This is a genomic window from Nocardia sp. NPDC059764, assembly GCF_042732555.1.
Lineage (GTDB): Bacteria > Actinomycetota > Actinomycetes > Mycobacteriales > Mycobacteriaceae > Nocardia.
Window position 1 is genome coordinate 1 of the sequence record NZ_JBHWHH010000051.1, and the last position, 14,392, is coordinate 14,392.

Below are 14,392 nucleotides of genomic sequence, written 5' to 3' on the forward strand. Positions count from 1 at the left end.
AGGGTCGCCGCCACATCCGCCGCGTCCGCATCGGGGCGCTCGCGGAGGTACTGCGACAACCGATCCGCCTGCCCCGCAAGCGCTTCCGGCGCCCGTGCCGACAACACCCACGCCACCGGCCCCTCCGCACCACCACCGTCCACCGGTTCGGTCACCGATTCCGGAGCCTGCTCGAGGATGACGTGGGCATTGGTGCCACTGACACCGAACCCCGACACCGCCGCACGACGCGGCCGATCGACCGTCGGCCAGTCCTGTGCCCTGCTCAGCAGCTCGGCGTGTCCCGCCGTCCAATCCACCTGCGAGGACGGCGCATCCACGTGAAGAGTCTTGGGCAGCACCCCGTGGCGCAGGGCCTGCACCATCTTGATCACACCGGCCACCCCCGCGGCCGCCTGCGTGTGCCCGATATTCGATTTGACCGAACCCAACCACACCGGCTGCAGATCGCGATCCCGCTGACCGTAGGTCGCCAGCAACGCCTGCGCCTCGATCGGATCACCCAACCTGGTGCCCGTGCCATGGGCCTCGACCACATCGACCTCGGCCGCCGACAACCCGGCATCGGCCAATGCCCGCCGGATCACCCGCTGCTGGGAAGGCCCGTTCGGCGCACTGAAACCATTGGACGCGCCGTCCTGATTGACCGCGCTGCCCCGCACCACCGCCAGCACCTGATGCCCATTGCGCCGCGCATCCGACAGCCGCTCCAGCACCAGCACACCCGAACCCTCACCGAACGCGGTCCCATCCGCGGCCTCCGCGAACGGTTTACACCGACCATCCGCAGCCAACCCGCGCTGCCGAGAGAACTCGACAAACGTCGCGGGCGTGGCCATCACCGTCACCCCACCGGCCAGCGCCAGCGAACACTCCCCCGCGCGCAACGCCGCCACCGCCTGATGCAACGCCACCAGACTCGACGAACACGCCGTATCCACCGACACCGCGGGCCCTTCCAACCCCAGCACATACGACACCCGACCCGACACCACAGCACCGGCTACTTCGCTGTGCGGGTAATCGTGATACATCGCACCGACATACACGCCGGTATCGCTGCCACGCAGTGTCAACGGATCGATGCCCGCTGATTCCAGTGCGTCCCAGGAGGTTTCCAGCAGTACTCGTTGTTGCGGGTCCATCGCGATCGCCTCACGCGGACTGATCCCGAAGAACCCGGCATCGAAATCGCCCGCGTCGTAGAGAAATCCGCCCTGGTTCGTGTACGACTTACCCGCCACACCCGGCGCGGGATCGAACACCCCGTCCCAACCACGATCGGTCGGGAACGTCGAGATCACGTCGCGACCGTCGACCACCAAGCGCCACAACTCCTCCGGCGAGGACACCCCACCCGGAAAACGGCAGCCCACCCCGACAATCGCCACCGGCTCCGACGACGACCCCACCGAGGTCGATTCCGAGACCGCGGCGATATCGGTGCCGGTGAGCCGGCCAAGGATGTGCGTGGCGACACTGTCGGGCGTCGGATAATCGAAAACCAGGGTCACGGGCAACCGCAACCCGGTCACCGCGTTCAACCGATTGCGCGCCTCGACCGCGGTCAGCGAATCGAAACCCAGATCCCGGAAACTACGGTCAGCAGCCACAGCCGCACCACTATCGTGACCCAGCACAGCCGCGACCTCACCACGAACAGTGCCCAGCACCAACGCCTTTCGCTCGGCCGGTGTCAGCCCGACCAACCGCTGCCCCAGACCCACCGCACCTGCCGCACCCGAAGTACTGCGGCGAATCGTCGGCAGCATGCCTTCCAGCATCGGAGCAAGGACACCGGCACGGGAACGGGCCGCCAATGCGGCCGCATCGATGCGCGCCGCCACTACACCCGCACGGTGTTGGACAAGTGCGGCGTCGAACAATGCCAAACCCTGCTCATCCGACATCGCCGCCACTCCACCCCGGCCCAGACGCGTGGTGTCGACATCACCGAGATGCCCGGTCATACCAGTATCGGAAGCCCACAACCCCCACGCGATCGATGTCGCGACCAGCCCACTCGCACGCCGAGACTCGGCCAACCCGTCGAGGAACGTGTTCGCGGCCGCGTAGTTGCCCTGCCCCGCAGTGCCCAGCACACCCGCGACCGAGGAAAACAACACGAACAACCGAAGATCCAGATCACGAGTCAACTCGTGCAGGTGCCACGCCGCATCCGCCTTCGCCGCCAACACCGCATCTACTTGTTCGGGGCGCAACGACACCACCACACCGTCATCGAGCACGCCCGCGGTATGCACCACACCGGTCAACGGTGTGTCCTGAGGAACCGAGGCCAGCAACCCCACGACCTCATCGCGATGGGACACATCACACGCCACGATCCGCACCCGGGCACCCAACCCGGTCAACTCCGTGACCAACTCCGCTGCCCCCGGTGCCGCCGGGCCACGGCGACTGGCCAACACCAACGACCGCACCCCGTACTCGGTCACCAGATGCCGCGCCAACAACGACCCCAATCCACCGGTGCCACCGGTGATCAGCACCGTGCCCTCCGACACCACACCCGAATCCGCGCCAGTGTCTTGCGCCGGGAGCCGGACCAGTCGAGCGGTATGCGACACCCCGGAACGGATCATGACCTGAGGTTCACCACACGCCAACACCCCGGCCAAGTCCACCGCCGTTGCGGTGGTCGCGATCCCGGACACGACGCCCACGGAAACACCGTCTGGGAGATCGGTGTCCACAAGCACGACCCGGCCCGGATCCTCCGACTGCGCCGAACGCACCAGACCCCACACCGCCGCACCGGCCAGATCAACGATCTGCTCACCGGCACGCGCGACCGCACCACTGGTCAACACCACCAATGTGCTTTCCGCGAATCGCGACTCACCCAGCCAGGCCTGCAACCCGGCCAGCACCTCGCCGGTCGCCTGATGCACCCGCCACAGCACATCCCCGGCAGCGTCGATCTCGCGTCGATCCAGCACCACCACCGGCGGCACCGACACGCGCTCGTCGCGCGCCCACGCCAAGAATTCCTCCATCGTGGTGAACACCCGAGACTCCAGCTCCGACCCCGGGATCGGAGTCTCCGCCGGTGCCCACTGCACCACGCACAACCGCTCCCGCGTACTCGACGCGCCCAGCTGTCCCAGCGACACCGGCCGCAAAGTCAACGATCCGACCGTCAGCACCGGCTGCCCGGCGGTGTCGGCGACCTCGATCGCGACCGCGCCGGTATCGGATTCGATCGGGTGGATCCGGGCCCGCACCACCGACGCGCCGCCCGTATGCGGCGACACCTCCGACCACGCGAACGGCAACATCACGCCACCGGAATGGGAATCGGAAGGCATCACCACGCCATGCAGCACCGAATCCAGCAGCGCCGGATGCAGCCCGAACCCCGACGCATCACTCACCGAATCCGGTAGTGCGGCCTCGACGAACAACTCCGCACCACGACGCCACAGCGACCGCAAACCCTGGAATGCCGGACCGTAGTCATATCCGCGATCGGCCAACACCGGATACACATCGTCCACCGGCACTGCGCCACTCGGCGGCCACACCGCCAAGCTCTCCGACACCGAACCGGCCGCAACCGAATTCGCGACATCAGCATCCTGCCGCTCGAGCACCCCCTCAGCATGCGTGACCCACCCGGCCTGCGGGTCCTCGGCAGCACGGGAATACACCACCACCCGCCGCGGACCCGACCCCTGCCCGTCGGGTCCGTCGACCACGACCTGTAGCTGCACCGCGGACTCGACGGTCAACACCAACGGAGTCATCAGTGTCAGGTCCCGCAGCCCCGGGCATCCGGCTTCCGCCCCGGCCCGCATCGCCAACTCCACGAACCCGGTGCCGGGGAACAACACCACCCCACCGACCGTGTGATCGGAAAGCCACGGCTGCGACGCCAACGACAGTCGACCCGTCAACACCACCCCACCCGAGTCCGCGGACACCATCACCGCACCCAGCAACGGATGACCGGCCCCAGCCAACCCCAGCGACGCCGCGTCACCGGTCCCGGTCGGCGTCAACCAATAGCGGCGACGCTGAAACGCGTACGCGGGCAACTCGACCCGGCGACCACACCCCTGACGCAGCGCATTCCACTCCACATCCACACCTGCCACATCCAGGCGAGCCATGGAGCGCGTGAACGCGACCGCGCAATCCTCGCCGCGCAGCAGCGAACCCACGATCACGGCGTCATGGACGTTCGGGAGCATGTCGCTGCCGGGATCAGCTGCGGCACAGATCTGTTCGATGTCGACGGTCAGCAGCGGGTGTGGGCTCGCCTCGACGAACACGCTGTATCCGTCGCGGTGCAATGCCCGCACGGCCTGCTCGAAGCGCACCGTCTGCCGCAGATTGCGGAACCAGTACTCGGCATCCAATTCGCTCGGGTCCAGGACAGTGCCGGTGACAGTCGAATAGAACGCGACCTCCGATGAACCCCCCGAACTCGTGGAACCCACTGAACGCGGACGGATTTCGGTGAGTGCGCTGAGCAGCTGCTCGCGAAGCTGTTCGACCTGGGGAGAATGCGAGGCGTAGTCCACCGCGATCCTGCGGGCGCGCACCTCGAGTCGCTCGCATTCGGCCAGGAACAACTCGATCTGCCCGACATCACCGGACACCACGGTCGATCCCGGGCCATTGACCACGGCGACCGCCAACCCGTCGAACCGCTCGAGCAGCCGCTCGACCTGCTCGACCGCGAGCCCGACCGACACCATCGCGCCCTGGCTGGCCAACGCCGTCAACGCCGCCGACCTCAGGATCACCACCCGAGCCGCATCCTCCAGCGACAACACACCCGCCACATGGGCCGCGGCGATCTCACCCTGGGAATGACCCACCACCGCATCGGGTTCCACACCAACCGAACCCCACAACGCCGCCAGCGACACCATCACCGCGAACAACACCGGCTGCACGATCTCGACCTGCCCGAGCCACCCCGCATCATCGGTAGCCAGCACATCCAGCAACGACCAGTCCACCAGAGGAGCGAACGCCCGATCACACTCGGTCATGGACTGTGCGAACACCGGCGACGAAGCCAGCAACTCCCGCCCCATCCCCAGCCACTGCGCACCCTGACCCGGAAACACCAACACCGACTTGCCCTGCGCGCGTGCGGTCCCCGACACCACACCATCGCCCGGCAGCCCGCGAGCCACCGCGTCCAGCCCGCCGAGCAGCTGCGCCCGATCCAGGCCCACGATCACCGCTCGATGATCGAACCGCGAACGGCCCGACAGGGTCGCGGCCACATCCACCGCATCCGCATCCGCATCCGGACGCTGCCCCAGATAAGCCGACAACCGAGATGCCTGCCCTGCCAACCCGTCCCGGGTCCGCGACGACACCACCCACGCCACCGGCACCGACCCGTCCGTCGGTGTCGGTAGCTGCGGCGCCGGCTCGCTCACCGGAGCTTGCTCGAGGATGACATGAGCATTGGTGCCACTGATGCCGAACGCCGACACCGCGGCCCGGCGCGGACGCTCGGCCTCCGGCCAGTCCCGCGCCCGGGTCAGCAGCTCGACCTGTCCCGTCGTCCAATCCACGTGCGAGGAAGGCGAATCCACGTGAAGAGTCTTGGGCAGCACCCCATGGCGCAGGGCCTGCACCATCTTGATCACACCGGCCACCCCCGCAGCCGCCTGAGCGTGCCCGATATTCGACTTGACCGAACCCAACCACACCGGCTCCGAATCAGGTTCACGCTGACCATAAGTCGCCAGCAACGCCTGCGCCTCGATCGGATCACCCAACCTGGTCCCCGTGCCATGCGCTTCCACCACATCGACCTCGGCCACCGACAACCCGGCATCGGCCAACGCACGCCGAATCACCCGCTGTTGCGAAGGCCCATTCGGCGCGGTCAACCCATTGGACGCGCCGTCCTGATTGACCGCGCTGCCCCGCACCACCGCCAGCACCTGATGCCCATTGCGCCGCGCATCCGACAGCCGCTCCAGCACCAGCACACCCGAACCCTCGCCCCATGCCGTCCCATCCGCGGCCTCCGCGAACGATTTACACCGGCCATCCGCAGCCAACCCCCGCTGCCGAGAGAACTCCACGAACATCGACGGAGTAGCCATCACCGTCACCGCGCCGGCCAGCGCCAGCGAACATTCTCCCGCGCGCAATGCCGCGACCGCCTGATGCAACGCCACCAGACTCGACGAACACGCCGTATCCACCGACACCGCAGGGCCTTCCAGCCCCAGCACGTACGACACCCGGCCCGACACCACACTCGCCGTACCGCCGGTGAAATCACCATCCCCGACCCCGTCACCGTAGCCCTGGTCGATCACCCCGATGTAGACGCCGGTGTCGCTGCCCCGCAATGTCTCCGGCTGGATCCCGGCGTGTTCGAGCGCCTCCCACGCCGTCTCCAGCATGATCCGCTGCTGCGGGTCCATCCCGACCGCCTCGCGCGGACTGATCCCGAAGAACCCGGCGTCGAAATCAGCTGCGTCGTAAAGGAATCCGCCCTCATTCGTGTACGATTTACCCGCGACACCCGGCACCGGATCGAACACCCCGTCCCAGCCGCGGTCGGTCGGGAATCCCGAGATCACATCACGCTCGTCGACCACCAACTGCCACAACTCTTCCGCGGAGGACACCCCGCCCGGAAAGCGACACCCCACCCCCACGATCGCCACCGGATCCGACGACGACCGCGACACCACCGATGCCGATTCCGAATCCGCGGCGATGCCGGTGCCGGTGAGCTGGGTAAGGATGTGCGCGGCCACCGCATCGGGTGTCGGATGATCGAAGACGAGGGACGCGGGCAACCGCAACCCGGTGACCGCGTTCAACCGCTCCCGTGCCTCGACCCCGGTCAACGAATCGAAGCCCAGATCCCGGAAGTTGCGGCCGCCATCGATAGCTGTGCCACCATCGTGGCCCAGCACGGCCGCGACCTGGCCGCGAACAGTGTCCCGGACCAATGCCTCCCGCTCGGCGGACGTCAATCCCGCCAACTGCTGCCGCAAACTCACCACAACGTCCGGGACGCGACGGACCACCGGATCCCCGGCCTCCGCCGGCCCCGCAACACCGGCTCTCGAAGAACTCAACCAATACCGGCGACGCTGGAACGCATAGCCCGGCAACTCCACATGCCGGCCACCGCCACCGAACACCGCATCCCACACCACACCCACACCTGCCACATCCAGGCGGGCCACCGAGCGGGTGAAAGCGAGAGCACTGTCCTGGTCGCGCTGCAACGAACCCACGATCACCGGGTCATGGTTGTCGGGATCGACTGCGGCGCAGATCTGTTCGATGTCGATGGTCAGCAGCGGGTGGGGGCTCGCCTCGACGAACACGCTGTATCCGTCGCGGTGCAATGCCCGCACGGCCTGCTCGAAACGCACCGTCTCCCGAAGGTTGCGGAACCAATACCGGGCATCCAATTCGGCGGGGTCCAGGATCGTGCCGGTGACAGTCGAATAGAACGCCGCCCGCGGCGACGCCGTCCCGAGTGAAGCTGTCCCGTCTGTGGTGAGCGCCTGCATCAGGTGATCACGGAGCTGGTCGACCTGCGGAGAATGCGAGGCGTAGTCCACCGCGATCCTGCGGGCGCGCACCTCGAGACGCTCACACTCGGCCAAGAACAACTCGATCTGCCCGACCCCGCCGGACACCACCGTCGACCCCGGGCCGTTGACCACCGCCACCGCCAACCCATCGAACCCGTCGAGCAACTCCTCGACCCGATCCCGAGACGCGAACACCGACACCATCGCGCCCCGACCCGCCAACAGCCGCAAGGCCGCCGATCGCAGGATCACGACCCGGGCCGCATCCTCGAGCGACAACACACCCGCCACGTGGGCCGCCGCGATCTCCCCCTGCGAATGACCCACCACCGCATCAGGTTCCACACCAACCGAACGCCACAGCTGCGCCAACGACACCATCACCGCGAACAACACCGGCTGCACCACATCGACGCGCTCCAACGACGGCGCGCCATCACCACCATCGAGCACCTCGAGCAACGACCAGTCCACCAACGTGGAAAACACCCGATCACACTCGGCCATGGACCGCGCGAACACCGGCGACGACACCAGCAACTCCCGCCCCATCCCCAGCCACTGCGCACCCTGACCCGGAAACACCAACACCGTCTTGCCATGTCCGCGTGCGGCCCCCGACACCACACCATCGCCCGGCAGCCCGCGAGCCACCGCGTCCAGACCCGCCAGCAACGCGGCCCGGTCCGCGCCCGTGACCACCGCACGATGATCGAACCGCGACCGACGCGCCAGGGTCGCCGCCACATCCGCCGCGTCCGCATCGGGGCGCTCGCGGAGGTACTGCGACAACCGATCCGCCTGCCCCGCAAGCGCTTCCGGCGCCCGGCCCGACAACACCCACGCCACCGGCCCCTCCGCACCACCACCGTCCACCGGTTCGGTCACCGATTCCGGAGCCTGCTCGAGGATGACGTGGGCATTGGTGCCACTGACACCGAACCCCGACACCGCCGCACGACGCGGCCGATCGACCGTCGGCCAGTCGCGTTGCTCGGTGAGCAGCCCCACCCGCCCAGCAGTCCAATCCACCCGTGTGGAAGGCATATTCACGTTCAGCGTCTTGGGCAGGATTCCGCGGCGCAACGCGTGCACCATCTTGATCACCCCGGCCACACCGGCGGCCGCCTGCGTGTGCCCGATATTGGATTTGACCGAACCCAGCCACACCGGCCGATCCGCCGGCCGGTCCTGCCCGTAGGTGGCGAGCAACGCCTGCGCCTCGATCGGATCACCCACCCTGGTGCCGGTGCCGTGCGCCTCCACCACATCGACCTCGGCCGCGGACACCCCGGCATCGGCCAGCGCCCGCCGGATCACCCGCTGCTGGGAGTGACCATTCGGCGCGGTCAACCCGGTGGACGCACCATCCTGATTGACCGCAGTGCCCCGCACCACCGCCAGCACCTGATGCCCGTTGCGCCGAGCATCGGACAACCGTTCCAGCACAAGGACACCCGAGCCCTCGCCCCACGCCGTCCCGTCGGCCGCGTCGGCGAACGGTTTCGCCCGGCCATCGACCGCGAGCCCTCGCTGCCGCGAGAACTCGACGAACGTCGCGGGTGTCGACATCACCGTCACCCCACCGGCCAGCGCCAGCGAACACTCCCCCGACCGCAACGCCTGGACCGCCAGATGCAGCGCCACCAACGAGGACGAGGCAGACGTGTCCACCGAAATCGCCGGGCCCTCCAGCCCCAGCACGTAGGACACCCGACCCGACACCACACTGGTCGAGCCGCCGGTCAATTGATAGCCCTCGACGTCGACGGGAACATGCCCGCCCGACCCGACCCCGTAGTCGTTGTGCATCACCCCGCAGAACACGCCGGTATCGCTGCCGCGCAGCGCCGACGGGTCGAGCCCCGCGGATTCCAGTGCGTCCCAGGCGGTTTCCAGCAGTACCCGCTGCTGCGGGTCCATCGCGAGCGCTTCGCGCGGACTGATCCCGAAGAACTCGGCGTCGAACTCGGACGAGCGATGGAGGAATCCACCCACCCGCACATAGGACTTGCCCGGCACACCCGGCTCCGGGTCGTACAGGTTTTCCAGATCCCAGCCACGGTCGGCCGGAAAATCCGATAGCCCGTCACGACCGTCGATGACCAGCTGCCACAGGTCTTCGGATGACTCCACACCGCCGGGGAAACGGCAACCTATACCCACAATCGCGATCGGCTGCGTCGGCTCGGTCTCATTGCCGAGAATCCCGGCGTGCCCTGTATACGGTTGAGTCATACCAATCCCCTATGCAACTCGGATGAAGTTGGGTTGCGATGAGTTGTCGTACGGATCCGTCGGAATAACCCACGAAATCATCGCGACGTGCGTCAGCCACGATGCTCTGACGTGTTGCGCGCTAGACCAACCGACGAGCTGTCCACATTTCGCGCCCCGCAGTCGTCACCAAAGATCGACACTGCTGTCGCAATGATGGGCGCAGGCATCAAGTTTCTGAAACGCCGCGATCGCCGACATATGACTCCCCTCATATGACTCCCGAGGCAGTCCTGCCCGGGTAGGGCCGACGGGCCCAGAACCGCATCCTCAACCTAGAACACGTTCCAGTCTGATGCAAGCAGTCACTGCGCCACCGCTCCCCGCGCGCGAGGCCTTGCCCGGCCCTCCGATAGACCCGAGGTTGCCTGGCGGACAAGCGACTTCGTAACCGAGGCGCCCCCCGCCTCCGGACAAGGAGGTCCGCGGCCATAATCCGACAGCCGGGTGGACCGGCTGCTAGCATCGGCGACCGGCCCCGCCTGGCGGCTGGGTGCCGACGCCTGGAGGGGAAATATTGATGGCAGTCATGGAATTTCGCGATTCGGAAAGCTCGACCCGACGCACTGTGCGGTGGATTCGCGAATGGGGGTGGTTTGCGGCCTTGCTTTTCGTGCCCAGGGTTCCCAATCGATTCAGTCTGGTGTACGACAGAATTGTCACCGCACCCAACTCGCTTGGTGAGGAATCACTGTTCCTGAACCTGGGCTACTGGGAGGACGGTACGCAAGACTTCGATCAAGCGGGCGCGGCGCTGGCTCGGCTGGTAGCGACCGAAGCCCGCATCGGGTCCGGTGACGTCGTGGTCGACGTCGGCTGCGGCCTCGGCGACCAAGACTTTCTCTGGGCGAAGGAGTTCGGCCCGAAAAGAATTACAGGCGTGAACATCTCCGCGAAACAGATCGAGATCTCGACCGCGCGGGCCGCCGAATTTGGACTCAGCGATGTCGTGGCGTATGTGCACGGGTCGGCGAACGATCTACCGCAATCCGACGCGTCCGCAACGAAAGTGACTGCGCTCGAATCAGCACTCCACTTCCCGTCGCGTCCGCGATTCTTCGACGAAGCATTCCGAGTCCTGGAACCTGGCGGCCGGTTGGTGACCGCCGACGTCGTGCCGCTCGCGGACGAGCACGTTCCGAGCGAGGTCAAGCGGTCGCGTACCAAGCGAATTCTGGTGCACCGCATATTCACGACTGCCCGCAAGAACAACACCAATGCGGAGGAATATCGCCGAGCGCTCGTGACAGCCGGCTTCGAAAATGTGCGGGTCTATTCGATCCGCGATCACGTATACCCCCAGTACACCGAATATGTCAGCCGCAGGTTCGAGCTTCCGGAGATGAGGCGAATCAATCCGCTGATCCGGCGGTTCTTCGGCCGAAAAGGAGCCTCGTTCTGGGCCCCTTGGCTGGACTACATCGTCGCTGTCGCGGACAAGCCACAAATCGAAGGGTCGCCGCAGTGACGGCACCGGAAGCGATCTCGTCCGAGGAGCCGGACGACCCCGTGGCACCGGATCACTCGGTCGCGATCATCGGGGCCGGATTCGCTGGTTTGAGCATGGCGCTGGAGCTTCGCCGCCTCGGCATCGAGGACTTCGTCATCTACGACCGCCTGGACGGTGTGGGCGGGACGTGGCGGAGCAATGTGTACCCCGGAGTCGGCGTCGATACACCCGCTCAGCTGTACCAGTATCGGGATCATATGAATCCGAACTGGAGTCGGCTTTTTCCGAAGGGGCCCGAAGTACTGGCCTACATCGAGCGGGTCTATCAGGAGAACAACCTCCTACCCCACGTGCGGCCGAATTGCGAGGTACGGTCGCGCAGCTGGGACGATGAACACAAGCTCTGGCAGCTGCGAATCGACGATCGCTGTGTCACAGCACGTTTCGTGATCTCGGCCATCGGCCCGCTGCCCGAGATCAAGCCACCGGATCTCGAAGGCCTGGACGACTACCGCGGAACAGTGCTTCAGCCGGCGTCTTGGGACACCAGCGTGGATCTGACCGGCAAACGCGTCGCGGTGATCGGAACGGGAGCCAGTGCGGTCCAGATCATCCCGGAGATCGCGCCGGTGGCCCGCCGACTCACCGTGTACCAGCGCACGCCGATATGGGTCACGCCCAAATGGGATCCGGCAATGCCACCCTGGCTCAACGAGTTGTTCCGCCGTGCGCCTCGCGTTCAACGCCTGCTGCACGAAAGTCTCGACTCGATGTACTCGCTGACGGTCATGTGGGTGCTGCACTACCAGCGCACCCCACGCATCGGGCGCATGGTCACACAGTGGCTCGACGATTTCTATCGACGCGAAATTCCGAACGATGAACTGCGTGCGAAGCTTCTGCCCGCCTACACCTTCCCATGCAAGCCGGTCTCACCGACGAACGCGTATCTGCGGACCTTCTTGCGAGACAACGTCGATCTGGCCACGGACTCCATCGAGAGAATCACGGAGAACGGCATCCGCACGGTCGACGGAACGGAGCGAGAAATCGATGTGCTCGTACTCGCCACCGGGTTCCGGCTCTACTATGATCCGCAGATATATCGCGACCGGCCGGTGACCGGTCGCGACGGGTTCGATATGGCTGAATTCCTGGAGAAACAGGGAGCATCGACCTACCACGGTTACTCCATACCCGGGATGCCGAACAGCTTCACCATGTTCGGAGACTATGGCTGGACGGGCGGTACCTACCATATCGCGGCGGAGGTGGCCGCGACCCATATAGGCCGCGTCCTCGCCGAAGCCGGACGTCGCGATGCCATCGACGTCGAAGTGCGACAGGCAGCGGCCGAGGAGTGGACTGCCAAAACCGCTGCCCTGACTCCGCACTCACTCTTCGAGGCCGGCATCTGCGATTCGACCAATACGCAGTACATCAACCATCACGGACAATCGGTGTTCTACCGCCCGGTACGCACACGCCGAGCTCGAGCCGACGCACGGTCGTTCTCCCTCGGCGACTACATCTTCGCAGGCCGGTAGACGTAGCCTTCCCCGTTCACCGACCGAAGTGGTAGTCGGTGAACGGGAAATGGCGTCCACGCCACCGTGTTTCGAGGAGACCGGAGGGCCGGAAGTACGGAGTGTCACCGTGTGAGTTGCTGTAGTAGGTCGGAATGCCCTTGTTCAGCGTGCTGATGTAGTAGCGAAGCACCTGGCCGCGCCTGCGGATCTCGGCATGGTGAGCGGCGTGCGCCCGCTCGCTCACCTCGACGACCGAGGCTCCGCGGCGGCGCGCCTCCCGGATCGCTCGAATCGCGTGTGACGCGGTCGTTTCGACCATCCCGTGCCATCCGATATCGGCCAGCGAGTACGGCCCGACCAGCATCCAGCGGTTCGGCAGGCCGGGGAGGGCCACGCCCTCATAGGCCTGTACGCCATTGGCGCGGAAGAACTGACCGAGATCGAATCCGTCCCGTCCGACGATGGCGCCCTCGGCGTAGCTCTCCGGATCGGTGTGCATCTGGTAGCCGGTCGCCAGCACGATGACGTCATACTTGTGCTCGGTGCCATCGCTGGTCCGGAGGCCGTGCTCGGTGAACCGCTCGATGCCGTCGGTGACCAGGCGGACATTGTCGCGATTGAACACCGCCGGGTATCCGGTCGACAGGGTGAGCCGCTTGGCCATGGGGCCGTAGTCGGGTGTCAGCGCGGCGGCCGTGTCGGGATCGTCGATGACCCGACGGAGATAGGCTCCGTATACCCGCTTGGCGAAGGCGTCGAATGCGGCCATCAACGGTTTCACCAGCCTCAAGGGCAGATAGGTGGCCAGTCTGGCGATGGGTTCCATCGCGAGCAAGATCATCCCCTGCTGGGCCGCGGCCACACCCGGCACGCGCAAGGCGTTCTGGAACCATTGCGGGACCGCGTAATCGGGTTTGGGTACGCACCACACCGGCGTCCGCTGGTGGACATCGAGATGAGCCACCTCGGGCGCGATCGCGGGCGTGATCTGCACGGAACTCGCGCCGGTGCCGACCACGGCCACGCGCTTACCCGCCATGTCGAAATCATGGTCCCAGGCGTCCGGGCATTGGACCTTCCCGGCGAAGTCACCGAAACCCTCGATGCCGCAATCGACTTTGGGTCGCAGAAACGCGCCGACCGCGCTGATCACGAACCTGGCCGTGATGATCTGGCCGTCAGCGGTGTGCAGCTCCCAGCGGCGGTGCGTCTCGTCCCAGACCTCGCGGACGATCTCGGTGTGGAACCGCAGGTGCCGATAGAGACCGTAGCGACGGGCGACATCCTGGTGATACGCCTGCACCTCGACGCCCGCCGGGAACAGCGTCGGCCAATCGGCCTTGCGCGCGAACGAGTACTGGTAGGTGAGCGCGGGTACGTCGACACTGATCCCGGGGTAGGTGTTGTCGCGCCAGCTGCCGCCTACCTCACCCGCGCGTTCCAAGATGGTGAACTCTTCGATTCCCGCGCGTTTGAGCAGCGCGCCCGCCGCGATACCGCCGGGTCCGGCACCGATCACCACGATCTCGTGATCGGGTTGCGTTGTCGTAGTACCCATGTGTGAATGTCCC

At 66.2% G+C, this 14,392-nt stretch carries 4 protein-coding genes; 2 read left to right on the forward strand and 2 right to left on the reverse strand.

Annotated elements, in window-relative coordinates:
• Positions 1 to 9,701, reverse strand: a 9,701-nt coding sequence (locus tag ACFV4K_RS14135; protein ID WP_379274934.1) for a type I polyketide synthase, incomplete at its 3' end; no start/stop codon positions are given.
• Between the two features lie 661 nt (positions 9,702 to 10,362).
• On the opposite strand from ACFV4K_RS14135, the gene ACFV4K_RS14140 reads away from it, so the two are divergent.
• Positions 10,363 to 11,310, forward strand: a complete 948-nt coding sequence (locus ACFV4K_RS14140) for an SAM-dependent methyltransferase (RefSeq protein WP_379274936.1) — start codon at positions 10,363 to 10,365, stop codon at positions 11,308 to 11,310.
• Positions 11,307 to 12,839 (forward strand): flavin-containing monooxygenase, encoded by a 1,533-nt coding sequence (locus tag ACFV4K_RS14145; RefSeq protein WP_379274938.1) that lies wholly within the window; start codon positions 11,307 to 11,309, stop codon positions 12,837 to 12,839. Before ACFV4K_RS14140 ends, ACFV4K_RS14145 begins: the two co-directional genes overlap by 4 nt.
• 16 nt (positions 12,840 to 12,855) lie before the next feature.
• On the opposite strand, the gene ACFV4K_RS14150 is transcribed toward ACFV4K_RS14145, so the two are convergent.
• Positions 12,856 to 14,379 (reverse strand): flavin-containing monooxygenase, encoded by a 1,524-nt coding sequence (locus ACFV4K_RS14150; RefSeq protein WP_379274939.1) that lies wholly within the window; start codon positions 14,377 to 14,379, stop codon positions 12,856 to 12,858.
• Between the last annotated feature and the right edge of the window lie 13 nt (positions 14,380 to 14,392).

What these genes read in the sequence shown, in the direction of transcription:
- ACFV4K_RS14140 (WP_379274936.1), top strand. Translation starts at nt 10,363, where the DNA reads ATGGCAGTCATGGAATTTCGCGATTCGGAAAGCTCGACCCGACGCACT.
- ACFV4K_RS14150 (WP_379274939.1), bottom strand. Translation starts at nt 14,379, where the DNA reads ATGGGTACTACGACAACGCAACCCGATCACGAGATCGTGGTGATCGGT.